Source organism: Pseudoxanthomonas koreensis (assembly GCF_010093225.1).
Lineage (GTDB): Bacteria > Pseudomonadota > Gammaproteobacteria > Xanthomonadales > Xanthomonadaceae > Pseudoxanthomonas > Pseudoxanthomonas koreensis.
Map to the genome: position 1 here is coordinate 36,650 of NZ_PDWM01000001.1, position 25,361 is coordinate 62,010.

The following is a 25,361-nucleotide window of genomic DNA, read 5'->3' on the forward strand; positions in this document are numbered from 1 at the left end:
CGCGCTCCCTGTAGGAGCCCACTTCAGGGGGCGACCCGATGCCGCCCGGAGGCGCCGCGGTCAACGCGCACCCTCCGGTGCGATCGCGTGGGATGTCGCTTCGATCCGGCGCTTTCGGGTCGCCCCCTGAAGTGGGCTCCTACAGGAAGGCCGTCAGGGGACGGAGGGGCCGGACAGGCGGTTGTCCCACGCTTCCGTCCGATCCTGTTCCAGGCGGCGCTGGAACAGCGTGCGCCATGACGGCACCAGCGGCAGTTCCAGCGCGGCGAGCAGTTCGGCGCGGTCCAGGGTGCGGCGGTAGAGCAGCTCGGCCAGCCGCGGCAGCGGCCATTGCGGATGCGGGCGCTCGAGCAGCACCAGATCGTCGCCGGCCTGCACGGTACCGGGCTCGAGCACGCGGTAGTACCAGCCGCTGCGCCCGCTGTCCTGCACCCGCCGCGCCATGTCGGCGATGCCGAAGCGGTCGGAAAGTTTCCAGCACGGCTGGCGTCCCTGGGCCAGCTCGACCACCGCGCTGCCCAGGCGCAGGCGGTCGCCCAGGCACAGGTCGGCCTCGGTCACCCCGGTGCTGCTGATGTTCTCGCCGAACGCGCCCGGCGCTCCCAGCAGCGGATGCGCACCGATCTCGCCACGCCAGGCGACGTAGTGTTCGCGCGCGTAGTGGTGGACGGCCTTGTCCGGCCCGCCGTGCACGCGGCGGTCGCCCTGCTCGTCGCCTTGCAGGCCTTCGGCGCCGATGGCCACCGCGCCGGCCACCGGCTGCTTGGCGATCGCGCTGCGGCTGTCCGGGCGGGTGTAGGCCACCGCCTTGCCGGTCAGCACCGCATCGATCCGGGCGAGCACGCGCACGGCCATCGTGATCGCCCGGGGCGCAGCCGCGCCGGGCTTCAGCCCGCCTTCGGCAACGCGGCGATCTCGGCCTTCAGCAGTTCGCCGAGCACCTTCACGCCGGCATCGATCTTCTCGCCCGGCACGGTGACGAAGGACAGGCGCAGGGTATTGGTCTTCGGCTCCACCGCGTAGAACGGCGCGCCGGGGACGAAGGCCACGTTGCGCTCCACCGCCTTGGCCAGCAGCTTGCCGCTGTCCACGCCCTCGGGCAGGTCGACCCAGATGAACATGCCGCCCGCGGGACGGTTCCAGGTCACCCCGGCCGGGAATTCGCGCTCCAGCGCGGCCAGCATGTGCCGGCACTGCGCCGCATACAGGGTGCGGATCTCGGGGATGTGGCGGTCGATGAAACCGTCCTGCACCGTCTCGTACACGATCCGCTGCGAGAACGACGGCGTATGCAGGTCGGCGGCCTGCTTGGCCTGGATCATCTTCGCCAGCACTTCCTCGGGCGCCACCACATAGCCCAGGCGCAGGCCCGGGGCCAGCACCTTGGAGAACGAGCCCATGTAGATCACGCCGTCCGGATTCATCGACAGCAGGCTCGGCAGCGCCTCGCCGCCGTAGGACAGCTCGCCGTACGGGTCGTCCTCCACCAGCGGCACCCCGGCCGCGTCAGCCAGCGCGACCAGCGCCTTGCGCCGCTCCAGCGGCATGCGCCGCCCGGTCGGGTTCTGGAAGTTGGGCAGGCAGTACAGGAAGCGGGCGCCCGCCAGCTGCTCGGGGGTCAGCGCGTCGGTGACGATGCCCTGCTCGTCGCTGGGCAGCGAACCGAACTGCGGCGCGAACAGCGAGAACGCCTGCAGCGCGCCGAGGTAGCTCGGGGTTTCCACCAGCACCTTGCTGCCTTCGTCGATCAGCACCTTGCCCAGCAGGTCCAGGGCCTGCTGCGAACCGGTGGTGATCAGCACGCGCGAGGCCGGGATCCGCGCACCGCCACGGCTCAGGCGCTCGGCGATCCACTCGCGCAGCGGCGTGAAGCCTTCGGTCGGGCCGTACTGCAGCGCCGCGTGCGGGGCCTCGCGCAGCACCTTCTCGGTGGCCTGGTGCATGCGCTCGACCGGGAAGGTGGCCGGGGACGGCAGGCCGCCGGCGAAGGAAATGACCTCGGGGCGCTCGGTGACCTTGAGGATCTCGCGGATGGCCGAACTGGTGAGCGCCTGGGCGCGACGGGACAGGGTGTATTGGGTAGTCATGGGCCCATTGTACCGGCCCGGGCGCAGGCCTGCCCCCGCGCCTCGCGGGCCCGGCCGCACATGGAAACTTCACGCCGTGGAAACGGTTGTTTAAGCCGCCGGGCCAATAATCGGAACCGTCCACGCGAACGCGCAGCCACCCGAAGGAGGCCAGGCATGTCCTTCCGCCAGTTCCCCGCCACCGGCAACGATGGCAACCCCTACATCATCATCGAGTTCCACGACGCGCACGGCCCCGACGGCAAGCCGGCGCTGCGCTACGAACTGGCCGACGGCCAGCGCCTGCAGCGCCACGACGACCGCTACACCAACGCCGATTCCACCCTGGTCCTGACCGCCGACTGAGTAGAGCGGGGCTTGCCCCGCTGCACACCTGCAAGGCCCCGCAGCCGGGCAAGCCCGGCTCTACCCTCACGGCCGCTCCAGCACCCGCCCCACCCCGCTGCGGTCGATCGCCTCGGCCGCCGCGCGCAGCGTGTCCACGTCGGCGCCGGCGTCGAAGCCGATGCGGAAATGCACCTCGCCGGCCGGCGTGCGCGAGGAGTGGATCGAGGACAGGCTGATGCCGTGTTCCTCGAACACGTGCAGCAGCGCGCGCAGCGAACCGGCGCGGTCCTCCGGCAGGTGCACGCTCAGGCACCGGGTCTCGGTGAGGTCGGCCAGCAGGTAGCCGACGCGTTCGAAGGTATAGCTGCCCTCCTCCGCCACCTCGCCCCACTGCGCGCGGTTGGCCGCGAGGAAATGTTCACGGAACTCCACCCGCGCGCCCTCGTCGCCGCGCGCCACCAGCGCCTGCAGGCGCGCGATCTCCGCGCCCAGCCGTGCCAGCACCTCGCCGCTGTGCGGATTGCCGAACTGGATGTCCTCGTAGATCTGCGGGTTCAGCGACAGGATCCGCGCGATCACCGCGGTGTCCATCTCGAACGCGGTCGAACGGTACGGCAGCAGCGCTTCCGGCCCTCCCAGTTCGCCGGCGAAGCTGCGCAGCACCCCCGCCTGGCCCAGGTGCGCGGCATGGACCATCGCCTGGACCACGGCCATGACCCGGTCGTGGTGGGCGGGCGTGGTGCGCACGTATTCGCCCTGCAGCGCATCGAGCAGCCGCTGCAGCCAGGGCCGCCAGGCGTCGAGGCGTTCCTCGCACACCACCACCACCCGGCCCTTGAGCGTGGGCGTCTTCAGTGGCGCGGTCATCGGATGCAGGCCGACCACCTCGGCCTGCGATTGCAGCATCGCCGCCACCGGCGCCTGCTTGAGCGAGGTGATGTCCAGCCACAGCCGGCCGCGCTCGCGCCCGGCCGACTGCGCCACGTAGTGCGCGATCAGCGCCGCGGTGTGCCGGATCGGCGCGGCGAACACCAGCACGTCGGCCTGCCCGAGCAGCGCCTCGGGCGCATCGCTGGCCGGGTCGGCCGGGTCGTGGCCGAGCACGCGCAGGCCCATGCGCTGCTCGAAGAAGCACCGCAGCCACACCCCGTAGGCGCCGGCGCTGCCGACCAGGCCGATCACCGGTTCGGCCGGCGGCGGCACGGGCGGCGTGGCGTCCTGCAGGCGTGCCGGCGCGTTCACAGCGCCACCGCCGGGGAACGCGCCGGGCCGTCGGCCAGCGCCGCGGCCGCGGCCGCCTGCACGTCCAGTTCCTCCCAGCCCTGGGCCAAAGTCGATTCCAGTGCCGCATGCACCCCCGCCAGGGCGCGCTCGGCGGCGCGCACCGGGGTTTCGCCGCGCAGCAGGAAGGCGGCCAGCAGCGCGCAGAGCACGTCGCCGGTGCCGGCCACGTCCACCTCCAGCCGCGGCGAGCGCAGGCGCCAGGCGCCGTCGCGCCCCACCAGCAGGGTGACCAGGTCGTCGTCCGTGCCCGCCACGCTGTGCGCGAGCACCCACTCGGGGCCGCGTCCAAGCAGGGTGCGTGCCGCCCGCAGCGCATCGGCTTCACGCAGCGCGGGCTGGCCGGCGAGGCGTTCCAGCTCGAAGGCGTTGGGCGCGGCCATCCACGCCAGCGGCAGCAGGCGCTGCGCGAACACCGCCTCCAGCCCGGGCTCGACGTAGGCCCCGGTGTGGGTGTCGCCGATCACCGGGTCGAGCAGGTAGCGCGGCGCGGCGCCGGCGCGGTGGTGCGCCTCCAGCCAGTCGGCGAAAGCCTCGCCGTTGGCGACGCTGCCGAAGTAGCCGGACAGCAGCAGCGGCGCGCGCGCGGTGACCCCGCGTTCGTCCAGCCCGCGCAGCAGGTCGGCCAGCCAGTCGGCCGGCAGCACGCGGCCGCGCAGGGTCGGATAGAAGGGCGTGTTGCTGAGCAGCGTGGTCGGCACCTCGGCCACGCGCACCCCGAGCATGCGCAGCACCGGCACCGCGGCGCTGTTGCCGGCATAGCCGTAGGCCAGCTGCGACTGCACCGATACCAGGTCCACCGGCGACGGCCCGCGCGGGCGGTTGCCGCGTTCGTGGACCAGGTGGCTGTGCAGCGCGTCGCTCATCGGCTCGGCCGTGGGAAAGGGCCCCGCATGCTAGCGCGCGGCCCGTGCGCCGGCGCGCAGCGTTTCAGCTGCAACGGAAATGTGCCGGCCCCCGCCGGCTCAGGACGAGGTCATCCGGCCCCAGAACGACTTCACCCCGTCGAGGAAGGTGGCCGAACGCGGCGAATGCCGGCGCCCCTCCTCGCCGCTGAAGGTGGCCTCGAACTTCTCCAGCAGCTCGCGCTGCTCGGCGGTGAGGTTGACCGGGGTCTCCACCACCACGCGGCAGTACAGGTCGCCGGCACTGCGGCTGCGCACCGAGCGCACGCCCTTGCCGCGCAGGCGGAACACCTTGCCGGCCTGGGTCTCGACGGGGATGCGGATCTCGGCCTCGCCGTCGAGCGTGGGCACGTTGACGATGTCGCCGAGCGCGGCCTGGGAAATGCGGATCGGCACTTCGCAGTGCAGGTCGTCGCCGTCGCGGCGGAAGATGTCGTGCTCGCGCACGCGGACTTCCACGTACAGGTCGCCCGGTGGCGTACCCGGCGGGCCGGCCTCGCCCTCGCCCTGCAGGCGGATGCGGTCGCCGCTGTCCACGCCGGCGGGGATCTTCACCGACAGGACCTTCTCGTCCTCGATGCGGCCGGCGCCGTGGCATTCCTTGCACGGGTTGCGCACCACCTGGCCGCGGCCGCCGCATTCCGGGCAGGCCTGCTGCATGGTGAAGATGCCGCGCTGGAAACGGACCTGGCCGCGGCCGTGGCAGGTGTTGCAGGACTCGACCTTGCCGTCCTCCGAACCGCTGCCCTTGCAGGGGCCGCATTCGGCCAGGGTCGGGATCTCGATCCGCTTCTCGATGCCGGCGACGGCCTCTTCCAGGTCCAGCTCCATCACGTAGCCGATGTCGGCGCCGCGCCGCGCCGCGCGCGGGCCGCCGGCGCCGCCGAAGATCGAACCGAAGATGTCGCCGAAGATGTCGCCCATGTCCGGCTGCGGCCCGCCGCCACCGCCCATGCCGTGCTCGAACGCGGCGTGGCCGTGCGCGTCGTAGGCGCGGCGCTTGCCGGAATCGGACAGGACTTCATAGGCCTCCTTGCACTCCTTGAACGCGGCCTCGGCGGCGGCGTCGCCCGGGTTGCGGTCCGGGTGGTGCTTCATCGCGCAGCGGCGATAGGCCTTCTTCAGTTCGTCGTCGCCGGCATTGCGGGCCACGCCCAGCACTTCGTAGTAGTCGCGCTTGCTCATCGGGCTTTCATCGGGCTGTTTCCATGGGACTTTCATGCGACAGCCCGCGCCACCTGGGGGATGGCGCGGGCTGCATGGGCCGCCGGCGCCGGGGCGCCGTCGCGGCCTTACTTGCTGTCGTCGTCCTTGACTTCGGTGAACTCGGCGTCGACCACGTCGTCCTGCGCCGCGCCGCCCGTACCCGGAGCGCCACCGGCAGCGCCGGCCTCGCCCTGCGCGGCGGCGGCCGCGGCCGCGTACAGCGACTGCCCGGCCTCTTCCAGCGCCTTGGACTTCGCCTCGATCTGGCCCTTGTCGTCGCCCTTGAGCGCGGTCTCCAGGTCGGCGATCGCCGTCTCCACGCGGCCGATCACGTCGCCCGGCACCTTGCTGCCATGCTCGGTGATCGCGCTGCGGGTGGCGTGGACCAGGCCGTCGGCCTGGTTGCGCGCCTGCACCAGCTCGTGGAACTTGCGGTCGTCCTCGCGGTGCGCCTCGGCATCGGCGACCATCCGCTGGATCTCGTCGTCCGACAGGCCCGAACCGGCCTTGATCTCGACCTTCTGCTCCTTGCCGGTCTTCTTGTCCTTGGCGGTCACGTGGACGATGCCGTTGGCGTCGATGTCGAACGACACCTCCACCTGCGGCATGCCGCGCGGCGCCGCATCAATGCCGGTGAGGTCGAACTTGGCCAGCGACTTGTTGAAGCGGGCCTGCTCGCGCTCGCCCTGCAGCACGTGCACCGTCACCGCGGACTGGTTGTCCTCGGCGGTGCTGAAGGTCTGCGAGGCCTTGGTCGGGATGGTGGTGTTCTTCTCGATGATCTTGGTGAACACGCCACCCAGGGTCTCGATGCCCAGCGACAGCGGGGTCACGTCCAGCAGCAGCACGTCCTTGACGTCGCCGGCCAGCACGCCGCCCTGCACCGCTGCGCCCAGGGCCACGGCCTCGTCCGGATTGACGTCCTTGCGCGGCTCCTTGCCGAAAAACTCGGCCACCGCCGCCTGCACCTTGGGCATGCGGGTCTGGCCGCCGACCAGGATCACCTCGCCGATGTCGCTGGCGCGCAGGCCGGCGTCCTTCAGCGCGGTGCGGCACGGCTCGATGGTCTTCTTCACCAGGTCGTCGACCAGCGCCTCGAGCTTGGCCCGGGTCAGCTTGATGGTCAGGTGCTTCGGACCCGACGCGTCGGCGGTGATGTACGGCAGGTTGACCTCGGTCTGCTGCGCGCTCGACAGCTCGATCTTGGCGCGCTCGGCCGCGTCCTTCAGGCGCTGCAGGGCCAGCGGGTCCTTGCGCAGGTCGATACCCTGGTCCTTCTGGAACTCCTCGACCAGGTAGTCGATGACGCGCGCGTCGAAGTCCTCGCCGCCGAGGAAGGTGTCGCCGTTGGTGGCCAGCACCTCGAACTGCTTCTCGCCGTCGACCGAGGCGATCTCGATGATCGACACGTCGAAGGTGCCGCCGCCCAGGTCGTAGACCACGATCTTGCGGTCGCCGCCGGCCTTGTCCAGGCCGTAGGCCAGCGCCGCGGCGGTGGGCTCGTTGATGATGCGCTTGACGTCCAGGCCGGCGATGCGGCCGGCGTCCTTGGTCGCCTGGCGCTGGCTGTCGTTGAAGTACGCCGGCACGGTGATCACCGCTTCGGTCACGCTCTCGCCAAGGAAGGCCTCGGCGGTCTTCTTCAGCTTCTCCCGGGTCTTGGCCGAGATCTCCTGCGGCGCCATCCGGCGGCCGTCGCTGGCTTCCACCCAGGCGTCGCCGTTGTCGTGGGCGACGATGCCGTACGGCACCAGGTCCAGGTCCTTCTTGACCTCGGCGTCGGTGAACTTGCGGCCGATCAGGCGCTTGACCGCGTAGAATGTGTTCTTCGGGTTGGTGACCGCCTGGCGCTTGGCCGGCGCGCCGACCAGGACTTCGCCGTCCTTGGTGTAGGCGACGATCGAAGGCGTGGTGCGGTCGCCTTCGGCGTTCTCGATCACGCGGGCCTTGCCGCCGTCCATGATCGCGACGCACGAGTTGGTCGTGCCCAGGTCGATGCCGATGATCTTGCTCATTGCGTGTGCTCCCTCGGGAATTTGGCTGGCCCCCATGACGCCGGGCCCTGTTCGCTAGATAGGGTCGCGCCGGCGCCGTTCAAGTGGCCGTCGCGGTGGCCAGGCCCGATGCCGGGCCCGGCGCTGTTCAGGCCGGCGTTTCAGTCGTGGCGGGCGACCACCACCAGCGCCGGGCGCAGCAGGCGGTCGTTGAGCAGGTAGCCCTTCTGGAACACCTGCAGCACGCTGCCCGGCGCGGCCTGGCCCGGATCGGCCTGGCTGATGGCCTGGTGGTGCTCGGGGTCGAACGGCTGGCCGGCCGGGTCGACCACGGCCAGGCCATTGTCGGCGGCCACCTTCAGCAGCTGGCGATAGGTCAGCTCCAGCCCGTCCTTCAGCGGCCCTTCCTGGGCAGCGGCGGCCGCCAGGCCGGCGTCGAGGCTGTCGAATACCGGCAGCATCTCGCCCAGCAGGCGTTCGTTGGCGAAGCGGCGGGCCTGCTCGATGTCGCGGGCCACTCGCTTGCGCTGGTTCTCAAGGTCGGCGCGCTCGCGCAGCGAATCGGCGCGCAGCTGTTCAAGCTCGCCGCGCAGGGCCTCGATCTCGTCGCGCAGCTGCGCCTCCAGGCTGGCTTCGTCGCCGGGGATCGGGGTGGGTTCTTCGGTCATCAGGTCGGCTCCGTGGCGGCGCTCCCGGCCGCCCATCCCCGACCCAATGGGGATCGCCCCGCAGCGATTCAAGAGCCCCGATCGGAGAGCGGCTCAGCCCTCGCCCGGCGGCTGCAGTGCCGCGCCCAGCACGTCGGCGGCGGCCTGCACCACCGGGATGACCCGGTCATAGGCCATCCGCGTCGGCCCGATCACGCCGAGCACGCCCAGCACCTGGCCACCGGCGCCGTAGGGCGCGGTGACCAGCGAGACCCCGTCCAGCGGCGCCAGTCCGGTTTCCTCGCCGATGAAGATGCGCACGCCCGGCGCGCGCTGGGTGCGTTCGAGCAGTTGCAGGATCTCGCGCTTGCGGGCGAAGGCCTCGAACAGCTCGCGCAGCCGCTCCACGTCGGACAGGTCCTGCAGGCCCATCAGCCGGGTCTGCCCGGCCAGGACCATGTCGTCGCCGGGCGGCTCCAGCGCCTGCTCGGCCAGTTCCACCGACTGCGCCAGCAGCTGCTCCATCTCGTCGCGGGCCTGGCGCAGCTCGTGCAGCAGGGTCGCGCGGATCTGCGCCAGCGGGCGCCCGGCGCAGTGCGCGTTGAGGTAGTTGGCGACCTTCTCCAGCTCGGCCGGTTCGAACGCACGCTGCGGCTCGATCACCCGGTTCTGTACTTCGCCGTCGGCGAACACCACGATCGCCAGCACGCGGCGCCCGCCCAGCGGCACGAAGTCGATCTGGCGGAAGGCGAACTGGCCGCGCCGCGGCGCACCCACGACGCCGACGAAATGGGTCATCGCCGACAGCAGTTCCGACGCATTGCCGAGCAGGGCCTGGGTGCTGCCGGCGCCGGCGGTCAGTTCGGCGCGCAACCGCGCCAGCTCGCGCTCGCCCAGCGACTTCACCTGCAGCAGGCTGTCGACGAACACCCGGTAGCCCTGCACGGTCGGCACCCGCCCGGCCGAAGTGTGCGGCGAGCTGAGCAGGCCGCTGTCCTCCAGGTCGGCGAGGATGTTGCGGATCGTGGCCGGGCTCACGTCCAGGCCGGCATGGCGGGCCAGGGTCTGCGAGCCGACCGGTTCGCCATCGTGGATGTAGCGGCCGATCAGGGTACGCAGCAACTGGCGGGCGCGGGGGTCGAGCGGCGGCTTCGCGGGCACGGTCATGCCGAATAGATAGCCATCATGCCGCCGCACCGCAAGCGCGCGCGTGCAGGCGGCGTACTGCGGTGCGCATGCGGCCCGCCGATCGAGCCCCCCTCCGTCGTCCCGGCATGCGCCGGGACGACGGAGGGGGGCTTCGTCCTTCCCTAGCCCGTCGCGCGGCATGCGACTACAGCCGCGCAGCATCCACGTGCGCCTCCGCCCTCCTACAATGCGCCCATGCTGACCCACCTCGCCCTGAAGGACTTCGCCGTCGTCCGCGCCACCGAACTGGAGTTCGGCCCCGGCATGACCGTGATCTCCGGCGAGACCGGTGCCGGCAAGTCGCTGCTGGTGGACGCACTGGGCTTCCTGTCCGGGCTGCGCGCCGACAGCGGCGTGGTCCGCCACGGCAGCGAGCGCGCCGAACTGGCCGCCGATTTCGACCTGGCCGGCACTCCGGCCGCGCGCGACTGGCTGCGCGACCATGAACTGGACGAGGACGGCCAGTGCCAGCTGCGCCGGATCCTGCGCGCCGACGGCGGTTCGCGCGCCTGGATCAACGGCCGCCCGGTGACCCTGGCCCAGCTCGGCGAACTGGCCGGCCTGCTGGTCGAGATCCACGGCCAGCACGAACACCAGTCGCTGCTATCGCGCGCCAGCCAGCTGGCCCTGCTCGACGGCCACGCCGGCAACGAGGCCGAACGCGCCGCGGTGCGCGCCGCCGCGGCCGCCTGGCAGGCGCTGCTGGCCGAGCGCGACGCGCTGCAGGCGCAGGGCGATGTCTCCGACCGGATCGGCTGGCTGCAGCACCAGCTGGCCGAACGGGAACGCGAGGCCCTGGATCCGGCGGCGCTGGAACCCCTGGCCGTGGCCCATCGCCGCCAGGCCAATGCCGCCGGCCTGATCGCCGCCTGCGACGACGCCTTCGCCCGCCTCGGCGGCGACGAAGCTCCATCGCTGGCCCGCCAGCTGCAGCAGGTGCGTGCCGGCCTGGCCCGGGCCGCGGAGCACGAACCGCGCCTGGCCGAAGCCGACGTCCTGCTCGAGGGCGCCGGCGTGCAGGTCGAAGAAGCGCTGGCTCTGGTCGGCCGCATCCGCGACGACCTGGAACTGGATCCGGCGCGCATGGACGAACTCGAGCGCCGCCTGGGCCGGGTCCACGACCTGGCCCGCAAGCACCGCCTGGCCCCGGCCGACCTGGCCACCCACCGCGACGGCATCGCCATCGAACTGGAACGCCTGCGCGGTGCCGGCGAACGCCTGGACCGGCTCGATGGCGAGATCGCCGACGCCGCGGTCGCCTGGCGCACCGCCGCCGCCGCCCTCAGCGCCACCCGCCTGGCCGCTGGCGAGGCGCTGTCCACCGCCACCACCGCCCTGATCGACGAACTGGGCATGGGCGGCGGCCGCTTCCTGGTCGAACTGGAACCGGTCGGCGGCGAGCGTCCCGATCCCAACGGCGCCGAGCGCGTGGAGTTCCTGGTCGCGGCCAACGCCGGCCAGCCACCACGGCCACTACGCAAGGTCGCCTCCGGCGGCGAACTGTCGCGCATCTCGCTGGCCATCGAAGTCGCCGCGCTGGGTTCTGACGCGGTGCCGACCATGGTCTTCGACGAGGTCGATTCAGGCATCGGCGGCGCGGTGGCGCAGATCGTCGGCCGCAAGCTGCGCGCGCTGGGCGGTGCGCGCCAGGTGCTGTGCGTGACGCACCTGCCGCAGGTCGCCGCGCAGGGCCACGCCCACTACCGGGTCAGCAAGGCGCCGGGGGAGGGCATCACCCGCAGCGCGGTGGAACGGCTCGACGACGCCGGCCGCGAACGCGAACTGGCGCGGATGCTGGGCGGGGTGGAAGTGGGCGCCGAAGCGCACGCCGCGGCGCGCCGGCTGCTCGACGAGGCGGCCGCCGCCGACGCACCTGCGCCCGCAACGACCCGACGGACGCGGCGCGCAGCCGCAGGCTGAACGTCACGCCCCCTGTAGGAGCCCGCATGAGGGCGACCCGATGGCGCGTCCGGAGACAGCGTTCAACGCGGCATCTCCAAGGCGTCGCGTCGAACGCCGCGTGACCTGCCGCCGCGTGGTCGCCCTCATGCGGGCTCCTACAAAAAGCGCCGGCAGTCAGCGCCGCTTCTTGCGCACGTACAGGACCAGCGAGTGCTCCTCCAGCTCGTAGCCGTGCCTGGTGGCGATCTCGCGCTGCAGCTTCTCGATCTCCGGGCTTTCGAACTCGATGATCTTGCCGGTGTCCACGTCCACCATGTGGTCGTGGTGGCCGCCGCGGTCCAGTTCGTACATCGCCTGGCCGCCTTCGAAGTTGTGCTTGATCACCAGCCCGGCGGCCTCGAACTGGGTCAGCACGCGGTAGACCGTGGCCAGGCCGATCTCGTCGCCGTTGTCGAGCAGGCGCCGGTAGATGTCCTCCGCGGTGAGGTGGTGCTGGGGCTGCTTTTCCTCCAGCAGTTCGAGGATGCGCATGCGCGGATGAGTGACCTTCAGGCCGACGCGGCGCAGGTCGTTCGACGTTTCCATGGCCTCTCCTGTGGACGCATTCCTGCAGTGGCCGGCCAGCCGCCCCGCGTGAACCGCGGGTTTACCGCCAGCGCCGCTGCAACCGGTTTCCCGGCGTGCCGGGAGTGTATCATCGGACCACTTTCCGTCCCGTGTGCCCGCAATGCCCAGCTTCCGCCGCCTGCTGCTGATCGCCCCTCTTTCGCTCGCCGTCGCCGGTTGCGGCGTGCTCTACAAGCAGCCGATCTACCAGGGCAACCTGATGGAGAAGGAAGCGGTGGACCAGCTCAAGCCCGGGCTGAGCAAGCAGCAGGTCGCCGGTCTGCTGGGCACGCCGTCGATCGCCGATCCGTTCCACGCGCAGCGCTGGGACTATTCGGCCACCGAGCGCACCAACCGCCGCGGCACCGTCGAGGGCAAGACCCTGACCCTGCACTTCGAGAACGACACCCTGGTGCGCTGGGAAGGCGACTACTTCCCCGAGCAGGACCTGGAGCTGGCGCAGGGTTCGATCCGCAAGTTCGGCCCGAACCTGGCCCGCGACAAGGACAAGAAGGGCCGCCGCTGAACCGGCTCAGCCACCGCGCTGGCGCGCCGCGCGCCGGCGCCGCGCGTCCTTCGGATCGGCCTGCAGCGGCCTGAGCAGTTCCACCCGGTCGCCGTCGCGCAGCGGCGTCGACGCGTCCGCCGCGTTGCCGAACACCGCATAGCCCGCCACCTCCCCGTCGTGGCCCAGCGCCGCATGGCGGACCGCGTCGGCCACGGTGGCGCCGGCGTCCAGCACCAGTTCGCGCTCGAGGAAACGGTGCGGCCAGGCCAGCACCACCCTGACCCGCAGCGCGCTCATCCGCCGCGGTCGGCCACGCGCACGAAGTCGTCGACCATGCGGTCGGCCAGGCCCTGGAAGCCCAGCGCGAGCACCGGCGCCAGCAGCCGCGAATGCGGTTCGAAGTCCAGGGTCAGCGAGACCTTGCACGAGGACTCGTCCAGTACGTGGAAGGTCCACACCCCGTGCAGCCGGCGGAACGGCCCGTCGCGCAGCTGCATGTCGATCCGGTGCGGGCGCTCGAGCAGGTTCTCGGTGGTGAACCAGGTGCGCAGCGAACCCAGCCCCAGGTCCAGCCGGGCCAGCATGCGGGCCTCGTCCGCTTCCAGCACCTGCGCCTGCTCGCACCAGGCGAAACGCCGCGGATAGGCGGCCACGTCGTTGACCAGGTCGAACATGCGCGCGGCCGAGTGCTCGACCAGGGCGCTGCGGTGGATGCTGGGCATGCGGCGGTGAAGTGTCCGGACGCCCGGATTGGGCGACAATGGCGGGATGAACAAGCAACCGGCCCATGATAAGGCAAAGGGCAAGGCCAAGGCCGAACCGGCCAACCGCACCATCGCCCTGAACAAGCGCGCACGCCACGAATACCACCTGGTCGACCGCTTCGAGGCCGGCCTTGCCCTGCAGGGCTGGGAAGTGAAGTCGATCCGCGCCGGCCGCGCCAACCTGACTGACGGCTATGCCTACATCGAGGACGGCGAGATCTACCTGATCGGCGCCCAGATCACCCCGCTGATCCAGGCGTCGACCCACGTCGTCGCCAACGACCGCCGCACCCGCAAACTGCTGCTGCACCGGCACGAGATCGACAAGCTGGTCGGCCGGGTCGAGCGCGACGGCTACACCCTGGTGCCCACCGCGATGTACTGGAGCAAGGGCAAGGTCAAGCTCGAGATCGCCCTGGCCAAGGGCAAGAAGGAGCACGACAAGCGCGATACGGCCAAGGAGCGCGACTGGCAGCGCGAGAAGCAGCGCGCGATGCGCCGGCACAACAAGGACGCCTGAGGCCGCCGTCGGCCGGCACCGGTGCCGGATGCGCCCGCGGCTGCCCTGCCCGCCGGCATCCGTTCGTTCCGGACCATCGGCGGCACATGGGCCCAAGGTCCCGTTTCCATGACGGCGCCGGCGGCATAAGCTCTGCCGCATCCGGCCCGAAGGGCCCGGCATCGGCGCTGCCGGACCACACACCCAGACCATCCAGGATCCACCGCGTGCGGAACCCGCTCCCAGTCCGTTCCCGTTCCATCTGCCTGTTCCTCCTCCTGCTCTGCGGCAGTTCCCTTGCCCAGGCCTGGGCTGCGACTCCTCCCGGCCAGTCCTGCCCGCAACGCGACGGCGACACCTCGCGGCCGCGCATCGGCCTGGCCCTGGGCGGCGGCGGCGCGCGCGGCGTGGCCCACATCAGCGTGCTGCGCAAGCTCGAAGAGCTGAAGATCCCGGTCGACTGCATCGCCGGCACCAGCATGGGCTCGCTGGTCGGCGGCCTGTACGCGGCCGGGGTACCGATCGAGGACATGGAAGCGCTGGTCCTGGAGACGGACTGGAAGCGCCTGTTCGACGACAGCATCCCGCGCGAGGAGCGCTCCTACCGGCGCAAGCAGGACGACCGCGACGGCGTGGCCACGCTCGGCGTCGGCCTGGGCAAGGGCAAGCTCGAGGTCAGCCCGGGCATGCTGCAGGGCGAGCGGATCCTGGCCATGTTCGAACGCAAGACCCTGGCGGTCAGCACGGTCACCGATTTCGACAAGCTGCCGATCCCGTTCCGCGCCACCGGCACCGACCTCAACACCGGCGAATCGGTGGAGCTGGGCAGCGGCAGCCTGGCCGAGGCGATGCGCGCCTCGATGTCGCTGCCGGGCATCTTCCAGCCGGTGCAGATCGACGGCCGCGTGCTGATCGACGGCGGCATCGCCGAACAGGTACCGGTCGACACCGTGCGCCGGATGGGCGCCGACATCGTCATCGCCGTGGACGTGGGCACGCCACTGACCAAGCTCGATGCCGACGCCAGCATGCTGCAGGTGATCTCGCAGCTGACCGGCATGCTCACCGTCGGCAACACCCGCACGTCGACCGCGAAGCTGGCCGAGCACGATGTACTGATCGTGCCCGAGCTGGGCACCGAGGTGACCACCGGCGATTTCGCCAAGGCCAAGGAAGCGCTGCTGATCGGCGCCGAGGCGGCCGAGGCGGCGACCTCCAGCCTGGCCGGCCTGCCGCGCTACCGCGGCGCACCGCCGGCGCCGTTCAAGGCGCCACCGACGCCGGTGGTCGAGTTCGTCCGGCTGGAGAACGACAGCCGCTACGACGACGAGGTACTCAAGGCGATCGTCGACGTGCCAGTCGGCCGCCCGGTGGATCCGGACGAGCTGGAAGAGGCCACGCTGCGCGCCTACAGCCAGGGCACGTTCGCCAGCGTCACCTACGAGGTGGTGGAGGAAGACGGCCGCACCGGCGTGGTGTTCAAGGCGCGCGAGAAGCCGCAGGGCCCCAACTACATCCAGGCCGGCTTCCGCCTGGAGACCGACTTCAGCGGCACCTATGAATCCAGCCTGCGCGTGGGCCTGCTGCGCGCACCGGTGACCCCGTACGGCGCCGAGGCGCGGGTGCTGCTGGCACTGGGCAGCGAACCTGGCCTGCAGGGCGAGTACTACCATCCGTTCGACCCGCAGGCGCGCTGGTACTTCTACAGCCGCCTCGGCGTGCAGAACCGCAGCATGCCGTACTTCAACGACGTCGGGGACCGCATCGCCACCTACGACTCGTGGGTCGGCGGCGCGCGCGCCAGCCTGGGACGCACCTTCGGCCTGTACGGCGCGGCCGAGCTCGGCATCGAGCGCAGCGAAAGCCGCGCGGGCCTGGACGTCGGCGACCCGGCGCTGCCGGACATCGAGGTCGGCACCGGCGCCTGGTTCGGCTTCGTCTCCATCGACCGGCTCGACAGCCTGTACTTCCCGCGCAGGGGCTACTGGGCGCGGCTGGACTACCGCGGCACCGCCGGCTGGCTGGGCGGCGAGGCCGATTTCGAAGAGGCCGGGCTCGACGTGCTCGGCGCCACCCCGTTCGGCCGCCACGCCATCCAGTACGGCGCCAGCTACCAGTCCACCCTGTCCGGCACCCTGCCGCTGTACGAGCGCCACAGCATGGGCGGGCGCGGGCGCCTGGTCGGCTTCCGCTACAACGAGCTGGTCGGCCAGAACTACGCGGTGGTGATGCTCGGCTACAGCTACCAGCTGGCGGAAGTCTTCGGCCGCTCGGCGGTGGTCGGCTCCACCTTCGAGTACGGCAACGCCTGGGACCTGCGCCGCGACATGGACTGGAGCGACGGCATCTTCAACGGCAGCCTCTACATCGGCTTCGACTCATGGATCGGGCCGATGCTGTTCGGCTACGGCATGCGCGAGGGCGGGAACGGCGTGCTGTTCCTGGAGATCGGCAAGCCGTTCTGAGCGCGCGGGCCCGCCGCCGCCGGGCTGCCCTCCATCCGGACCCGGATCGAGGCCGGGAACGGACGCGGCCAACTCGAACCGGCCGCCTCTCCCCCTGAAAGCCCCGGCAAGTCACCCAGAGGGCGGGAGAGATCCCTGCCTTCCGGGCCGCCACCGCGGCGATGGAGGAGCGCCCGCCGCCGGGCCAGGTACCCCCGCGCGAAGGCATATCTCCCGGCCACCCCTCTGTCATGAAATGGCAAGTTGTTATCGCCGTTTGGCAAGAACTGCAGCTCCCTTCGTCCCTATAGTCGATCGCATACGGCCCCCGCAAGGGGCTTTTGAACCCTGAATCCGTCGCGACAGAACGGCGGTTCCAGGAGGCTCGGCTAGAAGCACCTGGGAGGGTGATTAGTGAAGTCATCGCGCAACAGAAAGGCGTTCCCGAACACGTCGAAACACCTGCTCGGCACCATGATCCTGGCGGCGCTGGCCGCCACCGGCAGCGCCGGAGCGGCCGAGATCAAGACCAGCAACCCGGACCTGGTCCTGCGCTGGGACAACACCTTCCGCGTCAACCTGGCCAACCGCGTCGAGGACGAGGATCCCGCGATCCTGGCCAGCCCGAACTTCGACGACGGCAACCGCAATTTCGGCCGGGGCACGGTGTCCCAGCGCCTGGACCTGCTGAGCGAGTTCGACCTGGTCTGGCAGGACCGCCTGGGCTTCCGCGTCAGCGCCGCCGGCTGGTACGACGCCGCCTACGCCAACCTGGACCGGGGCAGCCCGGCCACCTCCAACCACCTGGAGAACGGCCAGCCCGCGGTGGGCCTGAGCGAGGCGACCGACAAGTACTTCCACGGTCCGGCGGGGGAACTGCTCGACGCCTTCGTGTTCGCCAAGCTCGACATGGGCGGCATGCCGCTCAACGTCAAGCTCGGCCGCCACACCGTGTTCTGGGGCGAGGCCATGCTCAGCCCGGTGCACAGCCTGAGCTACGGCCAGTCGGCGCTGGACCTGGGCAAGCTGTTCTCCGTGCCGGGCACCGAAACCAAGGAACTGTTCCTGCCGCGCGAAGCGCTGTCGGCCCAGCTCCAGGTCACGCCCGAACTCTCCTTCGCCGGCCAGTTCTTCTTCGACTGGGAACAGGCGCGCATCCCCGAGGCCGGCTCCTTCCTCGGCTTCAACGACCACCTGCTGCGCGGCGGCGAGTCCTTCATCTTCGGACCCGCGGCGGTGACCCCGGCCAACCCGTGGGGCATCAACCGCCTGGTCCGCGGCACCGACGCCGATCCGGACACGACCGGCGACTGGGGCCTGTCCACGCGCTGGAGTCCGGCTTGGCTCGACGGCACGCTCGGCGCGTACTACCGCGTCACCACCGACATCCTGCCGCAGGGCAACGCCACCCCGGCCGTGCGGCCGAACACACCGGCGGCGGTGTGCAGCGCCCTGGGCCGGGTAATGCTGAACGCGACCACCTGCTACATCAATCCGGACGCGGCGACCGTGCCCGAGATCCTGCGCGGCACCATCGGCCGCTACGCCGCGGCCTATGCCGGCGACATCAAGATCTACGGCCTGAGCCTGTCCAAGAACATGTGGGGCACCAGCATCGGCGCCGACCTGAACTACCGCGACAACATGCCGCTGCTCAGCGACACCGTGAGCGTGCTGCCCGCCTCGTTCGCCGCGTTCGCCCCGCTGATGCCGCCGGGCGCCCTGTTCGCGCCGCCGGGAGACGGCGAGACCGGCGGTGCGCGCGGCAATACCTGGCACGGCGTGCTCAACAGCTTCACCACGTTCGGCGAGACGCCGCTGTGGGATTCGGCCAACCTGATCGTCGAGCTGACCTGGAGCCACTGGAGCGACGTCACTTCCGGCGCCGCGGTGTTCAAGGGCCGCAACGACTACATGGTCGTCGGTCCCGCCGGTACCCCGGTGACCCCGGCCGACAAGGTGACCAAGGACTTCTACGGCCTGGCGATCAACTTCACGCCGACCACGTACCAGGTCTTCCCGGGCGCCGACCTGTCGGCGCCGATCAGCTTCTCCCGCGGCCTGAGCGGCAATTCCGCCGTGCTGCTGGGCGGCAACGAGGGCGCCGGCAGCTATTCCGTCGGCCTGGCGCTCGACCTGCGGTCGAGGTACCGCTTCGATCTCAAGTACGTGGACTTCCTGGGCGACTTCACCACCAATCAGCTCGGAGCGATCACCTCCAGCGGCGGCGCCAACTCGCTGCTCACCGACCGTGGTTTCGTGGTCCTGACCTTCAAGACCACCCTGTGACCGACGTCCAGGCATCCCATCAGGAGTACTCAATGAAATACGCCAAGACGTTCCTGGCCGGCGCGCTGCTGGTCGCCCTCGGCACCGCCCAGGCGGCGGTCAACCCCGAGCAGGCCCGGCAGTTGGGCAAGAACCTGACCCGCATCGGCGCCGAGGCCGCCGGCAATGCCGACGGCACCATCCCGGCCTATACCGGCGGCCTGACCAAGCCGCCTGCGAGCTTCAAGCCCGGCAGCACGATCCGTCCCGACCCCTTCGCCGGCGAAAAGCCGCGACTGACCATCACCTCCAGGAACATGGCGCAGTACGAGGCGCAGCTGACGGTGGGCGCACGGGCACTGCTGAAGAAGTACCCGAACTACCGCATCGACGTGTATCCGACCCACCGCACGGTGGCCCTGCCCGACCGCGTGCTGGACGCCACCGCGGCGAACGCGACCCGCGCCAGCACCAGCAACGGCGGCCTGGGCATTTCCGGCGCCATCGGCGGCTACCCGTTCCCGATCCCGAAGGACGGCCACGAGGCGATGTGGAACCACCTGCTGCGCTATGTCGGCGTCGCCAGCAACTTCCGCTACGACAACTGGAACGTGGACGCCTCCGGCAGGCCGGCGCTGGCCACCAGCGGCAAGCTGTTCGTCGAATACCCGTACTACGACCCGAAGAACACCCAGCCGGCCGCGGAAACCGACGTCTACTTCCGCACCAAGATCTTCTACAACGCCCCGGCCCGCCGCGCCGGCGAGGCGCTGATGGCGGTCGACGTGGTCAACCCGCTCGCGCGGCCGCGCCGCGCCTGGCTGTACCTGCCGGGCCAGCGCCGGGTCAAGCTCGCGCCCGACATCTCCTACGACACCCCGAACCCGGGCACCGCCGGCTCGGCGACCTACGACGATTCGTGGATCTTCAACGGCGCGATGGACCGCTTCGACTTCAAGCTGGTCGGCAAGAAGGAAATGCTGGTCCCGTACAACACCTACCGGCTGACCACGCACAAGAAGGCCGCCGAAGTGACCACGCCGCACTTCCTCAATCCGGACCTGGTGCGCTGGGAGCTGCATCGCGTCTGGGTCGTGGAGGCCACGCTGAAGACCGGCAAGCGCCACATCTACGCCCGCCGCACCTTCTACCTGGACGAGGACAGCTGGACTGCGCTGTCGGCCGACCAGTACGACGCCAGCGGCCAGCTGTACCGCGCCTCCTTCGCGCACATGGCCCCGAGCTACGACGCGAAGACGCCGAACGCCGAAACCCAGGTGTTCTACGACCTGACCTCGGGCGTCTACAACGTCAGCTTCCTGATGGGCCCATACGACGGCGTGACCTACACCGACCCGCTGCCGGCCAACCAGTGGTCGCCCGACTCCCTGGCCGGTGCCGGCATCCGCTGAACCCTGACGCCCGGGACTCCGGCGGCGAGCCGCCGCCGGAGTGCCGCACCCGGGCAGCCCCACTGCTGGACATACACCGCTCATGAATTCCACTGCCCGACGCCTGGCCGTCCCGTCCGGACTGGCCGCCCTGCTCGGCGTGGCGACGCTGTTCGCCGCACACTCCGCACCGGAAGTGCGTTTCGTCGATGTCCTCGACCAGCCCGCCGGGCACAGTACGCTGGCCATGCAGCGGCTGCTGCAGGCCAGCGCCTTCGCCGGCCGACGCCTGGTCGCCGCCGGTGCACGCGGCCACGTCGTGTATTCGGACGACGATGGTGCGACCTGGCGACAGGCCACCGTCCCGGTCAGCGCCGACCTGACTTCGCTGTTCTTCGTCGATGCGAAGCTGGGCTGGGCGGTGGGCCACGAGGGCGTGGTGCTGCACACCCGTGACGGCGGCGCTTCCTGGGAAGTGCAACTGGACGGCCGCCGCGCCAATGCGCTCGTGCTCGAGCATGTCGCCAAGCTGCCCGCCGGCACCGACCCGTCCGTGTCCGAATCGCTGAAGGCCGAGGCCGAGCGCGCGGCGGCGGAGGGGCCGAGCCTGCCCTTCCTCGACGTCTGGTTCGCCGATCCGCAACAGGGTTTCATCGTCGGCGCCTACAACCTGATCTTCCATACCCGCGATGGCGGCAAGACCTGGGAACCGTGGGTCGAGCGCACGCAGAACGAAGGCTTCTACCACCTGTACGGCATCCGCGGCAGCGAAGACGGCGTGTACATCGCCGGCGAACTGGGCCTGGCCCTGCGCCTGGATGCCGCCACGGGCCGCTTCGTCGCGCTGCAGACGCCCTACGACGGCAGCTGGTTCGGCCTGCTGGCCAAACCCGGCCTGGTGCTCGCCTACGGCCTGCGCGGCACCGCCTACCGCTCGCTCGACGGCGGCCAGACCTGGGAAGCGGCGCCCACCGGCGTCACCGCCTCGATCACCGGCGGCCAGGTACTGGCCGATGGCCGCCTGCTGCTGTGCTCGCAGGCCGGCGACGTCCTGGTCAGCGACGACGACGGCGCGAGCTTCCGCCGGCTCGCGCTGCAAGCGCCGATGTCCTACGCCGGCATCGCCGCCTCCGGCGACACCGTGCTCCTGAGCGGCCTGCGCGGCGTGCGCGTCGAACGCCTGCCGCCCCGCATCGATCCGCAGTAACCCGCTCGCCCGCAAGGATTCCGCTTGAACACGTCCCACCCCCTGCCCGACGAGATGCCGGTCGTCCGCTCCATCGAGGACTTCGACCACCACTCGGGCCACTTCTTCGAGCGCGCGATCTTCAACCACCGGCGCTGGATCGTCTTCGCCTGCCTGCTGCTGACCCTGCTGCTCGGCTTCCAGGCCACGAAGCTGACGATCAACGCCGGCTTCGAGAAGATGATCCCGCACGGCCACGAATACGTGAAGAACTACCTGGAGAACCGCGGCAGCCTGCGCGGCCTGGGCAATTCGGTGCGCGTGGTGGTCGAGAACGTCGACGGCGACATCTTCGACCCGGAGTACCTGGAAGTCCTCAAGCAGGTCAACGACGAGCTGTTCCTGATGCGCGACGTCGATCGCGCCTGGATGAAGTCGATCTGGACGCCGGCCGTGCGCTGGAGCGAGGTCAACGAGGAAGGCTTCGTCGGCGGGCCGGTGATGCCCGACAACTACGACGGCTCGCCCGCTTCCGTGGACGCGCTCAAGCTCAACATCCGCCGCGCCAACATCGTCGGCAACCTGGTGGCCAACGACTTCCGTTCGAGCATGGTGTTCGTGCCCCTGCTCGAGACCAACCCGGACACGGGCCAGCGGCTGGACTACCACGCGTTCTCGCAGGAACTCGAACAGCGCATCCGCGCCAGGTACGAGGACGGCAGCGACGGCAAGACGAAGATCCACGTGATCGGCTTCGCCAAGCTGGTCGGCGACCTGATCGAAGGCCTGGTCAAGGTCGCCAGCTTCTTCCTGGCCGCAGCCGTGATCGCCGGGCTGATCATCTTCCTGTACACCCGCTGCGTGCGCAGCACCCTGCTGGTGGTCGCCTGTTCGGTGATCGCCGTGTCCTGGCAGCTGGGCCTGGTGCAGCTGTTCGGCTTCGAGCTCGATCCCTTCTCGGTGCTGGTGCCGTTCCTGATCTTCGCCATCGGCGTCAGCCACGGTGCGCAGAAGATGAACGGCATCATGCAGGACATCGGCCGCGGCACCCACCGACTGGTCGCCGCCCGCTACACCTTCCGCCGCCTGTTCCTGGCCGGCCTGACCGCGCTGCTCGCCGACGTGGTCGGTTTCGCGGTGCTGATGGTGATCGACATCCCGGTGATCAAGGAGCTGGCGCTGACCGCCAGCATCGGCGTCGGCGTGCTGGTGTTCACCAACCTGATCCTGCTGCCGGTGCTGCTGTCCTACACCGGCGTCAGCCCGGCGGCGGCGGCGCGCAGCCTGCGCGAGGACACCGAACAGGCGCGCGGCCGCGGCCTGGGCGCGGTCTGGAACCTGCTCGTCCGCTTCACCGAACGGCGCTGGGCGCTGGGTGCGATCGGCTGCGCGGTGGTGCTGGCGGCCGGCGGCCTGTGGGTCAGCCGCGGCCTGCAGATCGGCGACCTGGACCCGGGCGCGCCCGAGCTGCGCAAGGACTCGCGCTACAACCGGGACAACGCCTACATCACCACGAACTACGCCCTGTCGAGCGACCTGTTCGCGGTGATCGTGCAGACGCCGGACGATGCCTGCCTCAACTACAAGACCCTGGTCCAGGCCGACCGCCTGGGCTGGGCGCTGCAGCAGGATCCGTCGGTGCAGACCACGGTGTCGCTGGCCGACGCGGTGCGCAACATCACCGCCGGCTCGTTCGAAGGCAACCCGAAGTGGCTCACGCTCAACCGCAACCAGGGCGTGATCAACTATTCGGGCCAGCAGGCCACGGTGCTGAACCCTGATCTGTTCAACACCGAATGCTCGGTGCTGCCGGTGATCGCCTACCTCTCCGACCACAAGGCGGCCTCGCTCAAGCGGGTGGCCGCCATCGCCGAAGACTTCGCCGCCAAGCACAACGACGCGGACGTGACCTTCAAGCTGGCGGCCGGCTCTGCCGGCATCGAGGCCGCGACCAACGAGGTGGTCGGCCGCGCCAGCCGCCTGATGCTGCTGTACGTGTACGGCGCGGTGGGATTGCTGTGCTTCGTCGCCTTCCGCAGCTGGCGCGCGGTGGTCGTGGCGGTGCTGCCACTGATGCTGACCTCGATCCTGTGCGAGGCGCTGATGGTCGGGCTCGGCATCGGCGTCAAGGTGGCGACCCTGCCGGTGATCGCGCTCGGCGCCGGCATCGGCGTCGACTACGCGCTGTACCTGCTCAGCGTGCAGCTGGCCCAGCAGCGGGCCGGCGCGCCGCTGGCAGCCGCCTACCGGCATGCGGTGATGTTCACCGGCAAGGTCGTCGCCCTGGTCGGCGTCACCCTGGCGGCGGGCGTCGTCACCTGGACGTTCTCGCCGATCAAGTTCCAGGCCGACATGGGCATCCTGCTCACCTTCATGTTCCTGTGGAACATGATCGGTGCCCTGGTGCTCATTCCGGCGCTCTCGCATTTCCTGTTGCGCAAGGTGGAGGTCTGACATGCTCGGTCTGATGCAGGAACACCCGCTGCTGGTCTCGTCGCTGATCGAGCATGCCGTGGCCGCCCATCCCGGCGCCGGGATCGTCTCGCGCACGGTCGAAGGCCCGGTCCACCGCTGCACCTGGCGCGACGTCCACCGGCGCTCGAAACAGGCCGCCAACGCCCTCACCGCGCTCGGCGTGCGGCCGGGCGACCGGGTCGCGACCCTGGCCTGGAACGGCTACCGGCACATGGAGCTGTACTTCGGCGTGTCGGGCATGGGCGCCGTGCTGCACACGCTCAACCCGCGCCTGTTCCCCGAGCAGCTCGAGTACATCGTCAACCACGCCGAAGACAGCGTTCTGTGCTTCGACCTGAGCTTCGTTCCGCTGGTGGAAAAGCTGGCGCCGCAACTGGAAAGCGTGCGCGCCTTCGTGCTGATGACCGACCGTGCGCACATGCCCGAGTCCTCGATCCCGGGATTGCTGTGCTACGAGGACCTGCTGGCGGCGCAATCGGACGATTACGCCTGGCCCGACCTGGACGAGCGCGCGGCCGCCTCGCTGTGCTACACCTCGGGCACCACCGGCAAGCCCAAGGGCGTGCTGTATTCGCACCGCTCGACCGTGCTGCACGCCTTCGGCGCCTGCACCGTCGACAGCCTTGCGGTTTCCCGCGACGATACCGCGCTGCTGGTCGTGCCGATGTTCCATGTCAACGCCTGGAGCATGCCCTACGCGGCCGCGATGAGCGGCGCCAGGCTGGTGCTGCCCGGTCCGGCCCTGGACGGCGCCAGCGTCTATGCGTTGCTGCGCGACGAACAGGTCACGCTGGCACTGGGCGTGCCGACGGTGTGGCTGATGCTGCTGCAGCACGTCTCGGCCGCGGGCCTGGAGCCGGCCACCGAACTGGCGCTGCGCCGGGTCGTGATCGGCGGCGCCGCGGCGCCGCGGTCGATGGCCGAGGCGTTCGAACGGGACTTCGGCGCCTTCGTCGTGCACGCCTGGGGCATGACCGAAACCTCGCCGGTCGGCACGGTCTGCAACCTGTTGCCGGAGCACCGGGCCCTGCCCCTGGAACAGCGGCTGCAGGTGCAGGCCAAGCAGGGCCGCGCCGTGTTCGGCGTCCGCCTGAAGCTGACCGACGACGAGGGCCGGGCCCTGCCGCACGACGGCCAGGCGGCCGGCCACCTGAAGATCCGCGGACCCTGGGTCGCGCGCGCCTACTACCGCGACGAAGGCGGCCCGATCCTGGACGACGAGGGCTGGTTCGATACCGGCGACGTGGCGACCATCGATCCGGATGGCTACATGCACATCACCGACCGCTCCAAGGACGTGATCAAGTCCGGCGGCGAATGGATCTCCTCGATCGCCATCGAGAACGCGGCCATGGGGCACCCGCTGGTCGCCGAAGCCGCCGTGATCGGGATCGCGCACCCGAAGTGGCAGGAGCGGCCGCTGCTGCTGCTGGTGGTCAAGCCCGGCCAGGTGTTGGAGCGCGAGTCGGTGCTGCACTACCTCGATGGTCGCGTCGCCAAGTGGTGGCTGCCCGACGACGTGCTGTTCGTGCGCGAACTGCCCCACACCGCGACCGGCAAGCTGCTCAAGACGGCGCTGCGCGAGCAGTTCCGCGACTACCGGTTCGCCGACGCCTGAGCCGCCAGGCCGGAGCGCGCCGCGCTTCGGCCTTGATGCGGTGCATCGGTGTCCTAGCCGCGACT

Annotated in this window: 21 protein-coding genes; 10 read left to right on the forward strand and 11 right to left on the reverse strand. The window is 70.5% G+C overall.

The window, feature by feature from the left end; translation table 11 throughout:
• Positions 1-153 precede the first annotated feature (153 nt).
• The gene (locus tag CSC64_RS00140; protein ID WP_162433297.1) at positions 154-855 is read right to left on the reverse strand and encodes an MOSC domain-containing protein; all 702 of its coding nucleotides are present in this window, start codon (positions 853-855) and stop codon (positions 154-156) included.
• 32 nt (positions 856-887) lie between these two features.
• The gene (locus CSC64_RS00145; protein ID WP_162433298.1) at positions 888-2,087 is read right to left on the reverse strand and encodes an aminotransferase-like domain-containing protein; all 1,200 of its coding nucleotides are present in this window, start codon (positions 2,085-2,087) and stop codon (positions 888-890) included.
• Positions 2,088-2,243: 156 nt separating this feature from the next.
• On the opposite strand from CSC64_RS00145, the gene CSC64_RS00150 reads away from it, so the two are divergent.
• Entirely contained in the window at positions 2,244-2,432 is a 189-nt protein-coding gene (locus tag CSC64_RS00150) for a hypothetical protein (protein ID WP_162433299.1), read from the forward strand.
• Positions 2,433-2,498: 66 nt separating this feature from the next.
• On the opposite strand, the gene CSC64_RS00155 is transcribed toward CSC64_RS00150, so the two are convergent.
• The 6 genes from CSC64_RS00155 to hrcA form a co-directional block, all read right to left on the reverse strand.
• Positions 2,499-3,656 carry a prephenate dehydrogenase gene (locus CSC64_RS00155; protein ID WP_425501632.1) on the reverse strand — a complete coding sequence of 386 codons (1,158 nt, stop codon included), beginning with the start codon at positions 3,654-3,656 and terminating at the stop codon, positions 2,499-2,501.
• Positions 3,653-4,561 carry a pyridoxal kinase gene (pdxY, locus tag CSC64_RS00160; protein WP_162433300.1) on the reverse strand — a complete coding sequence of 303 codons (909 nt, stop codon included), beginning with the start codon at positions 4,559-4,561 and terminating at the stop codon, positions 3,653-3,655. The genes CSC64_RS00155 and pdxY overlap by 4 nt, the downstream gene beginning before the upstream one ends.
• Before the next feature lie 99 nt (positions 4,562-4,660).
• Positions 4,661-5,785, reverse strand: coding sequence for a molecular chaperone DnaJ (gene dnaJ / locus CSC64_RS00165; RefSeq protein WP_162433301.1), 1,125 nt, complete (start codon positions 5,783-5,785; stop codon positions 4,661-4,663).
• 107 nt (positions 5,786-5,892) lie between these two features.
• The gene (dnaK, locus tag CSC64_RS00170) at positions 5,893-7,821 is read right to left on the reverse strand and encodes a molecular chaperone DnaK (protein ID WP_162433302.1); all 1,929 of its coding nucleotides are present in this window, start codon (positions 7,819-7,821) and stop codon (positions 5,893-5,895) included.
• Between the two features lie 140 nt (positions 7,822-7,961).
• Positions 7,962-8,468 (reverse strand): nucleotide exchange factor GrpE, encoded by a 507-nt coding sequence (gene grpE / locus CSC64_RS00175; protein ID WP_162433303.1) that lies wholly within the window; start codon positions 8,466-8,468, stop codon positions 7,962-7,964.
• Positions 8,469-8,561: 93 nt separating this feature from the next.
• Complete coding sequence (gene hrcA, locus CSC64_RS00180; protein WP_162433304.1) at positions 8,562-9,614, reverse strand: heat-inducible transcriptional repressor HrcA; 1,053 nt, start codon at positions 9,612-9,614, stop codon at positions 8,562-8,564.
• A 216-nt stretch (positions 9,615-9,830) separates the two neighbouring features.
• On the opposite strand from hrcA, the gene recN reads away from it, so the two are divergent.
• A complete protein-coding gene (gene recN, locus CSC64_RS00185; protein WP_162433305.1) occupies positions 9,831-11,555 on the forward strand; it encodes a DNA repair protein RecN in 1,725 nt (574 codons plus the stop codon).
• 156 nt (positions 11,556-11,711) lie between these two features.
• On the opposite strand, the gene fur is transcribed toward recN, so the two are convergent.
• A complete protein-coding gene (gene fur / locus CSC64_RS00190) occupies positions 11,712-12,122 on the reverse strand; it encodes a ferric iron uptake transcriptional regulator (RefSeq protein WP_162433306.1) in 411 nt (136 codons plus the stop codon).
• A gap of 142 nt (positions 12,123-12,264) precedes the next feature.
• Between fur and CSC64_RS00195 the strand changes: the two genes are divergently transcribed.
• Positions 12,265-12,669 (forward strand): outer membrane protein assembly factor BamE, encoded by a 405-nt coding sequence (locus CSC64_RS00195; RefSeq protein WP_162433307.1) that lies wholly within the window; start codon positions 12,265-12,267, stop codon positions 12,667-12,669.
• Positions 12,670-12,675: 6 nt separating this feature from the next.
• Here CSC64_RS00195 and CSC64_RS00200 read toward each other — a convergent pair whose 3' ends face one another.
• Complete coding sequence (locus tag CSC64_RS00200) at positions 12,676-12,948, reverse strand: RnfH family protein (RefSeq protein ID WP_162433308.1); 273 nt, start codon at positions 12,946-12,948, stop codon at positions 12,676-12,678.
• Positions 12,945-13,373, reverse strand: coding sequence for a type II toxin-antitoxin system RatA family toxin (locus tag CSC64_RS00205; RefSeq protein WP_162433309.1), 429 nt, complete (start codon positions 13,371-13,373; stop codon positions 12,945-12,947). The genes CSC64_RS00200 and CSC64_RS00205 overlap by 4 nt, the downstream gene beginning before the upstream one ends.
• Before the next feature lie 46 nt (positions 13,374-13,419).
• Here CSC64_RS00205 and smpB point away from each other — a divergent pair, with 46 nt between their 5' ends.
• The 7 genes from smpB (at position 13,420) to CSC64_RS00240 (ending at position 25,296) form a co-directional block, all read left to right on the forward strand.
• Positions 13,420-13,935 (forward strand): SsrA-binding protein SmpB, encoded by a 516-nt coding sequence (gene smpB / locus CSC64_RS00210; protein WP_162433310.1) that lies wholly within the window; start codon positions 13,420-13,422, stop codon positions 13,933-13,935.
• A gap of 206 nt (positions 13,936-14,141) precedes the next feature.
• Positions 14,142-16,379, forward strand: coding sequence for a patatin-like phospholipase family protein (locus CSC64_RS00215; protein ID WP_238389686.1), 2,238 nt, complete (start codon positions 14,142-14,144; stop codon positions 16,377-16,379).
• A 393-nt stretch (positions 16,380-16,772) separates the two neighbouring features.
• Entirely contained in the window at positions 16,773-18,647 is a 1,875-nt protein-coding gene (locus CSC64_RS00220; RefSeq protein WP_202922289.1) for a DUF1302 domain-containing protein, read from the forward strand.
• A 32-nt stretch (positions 18,648-18,679) separates the two neighbouring features.
• The gene (locus tag CSC64_RS00225; protein WP_162433312.1) at positions 18,680-20,038 is read left to right on the forward strand and encodes a DUF1329 domain-containing protein; all 1,359 of its coding nucleotides are present in this window, start codon (positions 18,680-18,682) and stop codon (positions 20,036-20,038) included.
• A gap of 82 nt (positions 20,039-20,120) precedes the next feature.
• The gene (locus CSC64_RS00230) at positions 20,121-21,224 is read left to right on the forward strand and encodes a WD40/YVTN/BNR-like repeat-containing protein (RefSeq protein WP_162433313.1); all 1,104 of its coding nucleotides are present in this window, start codon (positions 20,121-20,123) and stop codon (positions 21,222-21,224) included.
• A 24-nt stretch (positions 21,225-21,248) separates the two neighbouring features.
• On the forward strand, positions 21,249-23,657 hold the full coding sequence (locus tag CSC64_RS00235) for an efflux RND transporter permease subunit (protein WP_238389687.1): 2,409 nt from the start codon (positions 21,249-21,251) through the stop codon (positions 23,655-23,657).
• A gap of 1 nt (position 23,658) precedes the next feature.
• On the forward strand, positions 23,659-25,296 hold the full coding sequence (locus CSC64_RS00240) for a 3-(methylthio)propionyl-CoA ligase (protein WP_162433314.1): 1,638 nt from the start codon (positions 23,659-23,661) through the stop codon (positions 25,294-25,296).
• Positions 25,297-25,361 lie beyond the last annotated feature (65 nt).

Bases quoted from the DNA above. Each gene is read 5' to 3' on its own strand.
- CSC64_RS00140 (WP_162433297.1), bottom strand. From the start codon at position 855: ATGGCCGTGCGCGTGCTCGCCCGGATCGATGCGGTGCTGACCGGCAAG.
- CSC64_RS00145 (WP_162433298.1), bottom strand. From the start codon at position 2,087: ATGACTACCCAATACACCCTGTCCCGTCGCGCCCAGGCGCTCACCAGT.
- CSC64_RS00150 (WP_162433299.1), top strand. From the start codon at position 2,244: ATGTCCTTCCGCCAGTTCCCCGCCACCGGCAACGATGGCAACCCCTAC.
- pdxY (WP_162433300.1), bottom strand. From the start codon at position 4,561: ATGAGCGACGCGCTGCACAGCCACCTGGTCCACGAACGCGGCAACCGC.
- dnaJ (WP_162433301.1), bottom strand. From the start codon at position 5,785: ATGAGCAAGCGCGACTACTACGAAGTGCTGGGCGTGGCCCGCAATGCC.
- dnaK (WP_162433302.1), bottom strand. From the start codon at position 7,821: ATGAGCAAGATCATCGGCATCGACCTGGGCACGACCAACTCGTGCGTC.
- grpE (WP_162433303.1), bottom strand. From the start codon at position 8,468: ATGACCGAAGAACCCACCCCGATCCCCGGCGACGAAGCCAGCCTGGAG.
- hrcA (WP_162433304.1), bottom strand. From the start codon at position 9,614: ATGACCGTGCCCGCGAAGCCGCCGCTCGACCCCCGCGCCCGCCAGTTG.
- recN (WP_162433305.1), top strand. From the start codon at position 9,831: ATGCTGACCCACCTCGCCCTGAAGGACTTCGCCGTCGTCCGCGCCACC.
- fur (WP_162433306.1), bottom strand. From the start codon at position 12,122: ATGGAAACGTCGAACGACCTGCGCCGCGTCGGCCTGAAGGTCACTCAT.
- CSC64_RS00195 (WP_162433307.1), top strand. From the start codon at position 12,265: ATGCCCAGCTTCCGCCGCCTGCTGCTGATCGCCCCTCTTTCGCTCGCC.
- CSC64_RS00200 (WP_162433308.1), bottom strand. From the start codon at position 12,948: ATGAGCGCGCTGCGGGTCAGGGTGGTGCTGGCCTGGCCGCACCGTTTC.
- CSC64_RS00205 (WP_162433309.1), bottom strand. From the start codon at position 13,373: ATGCCCAGCATCCACCGCAGCGCCCTGGTCGAGCACTCGGCCGCGCGC.
- smpB (WP_162433310.1), top strand. From the start codon at position 13,420: ATGAACAAGCAACCGGCCCATGATAAGGCAAAGGGCAAGGCCAAGGCC.
- CSC64_RS00225 (WP_162433312.1), top strand. From the start codon at position 18,680: ATGAAATACGCCAAGACGTTCCTGGCCGGCGCGCTGCTGGTCGCCCTC.
- CSC64_RS00230 (WP_162433313.1), top strand. From the start codon at position 20,121: ATGAATTCCACTGCCCGACGCCTGGCCGTCCCGTCCGGACTGGCCGCC.
- CSC64_RS00240 (WP_162433314.1), top strand. From the start codon at position 23,659: ATGCTCGGTCTGATGCAGGAACACCCGCTGCTGGTCTCGTCGCTGATC.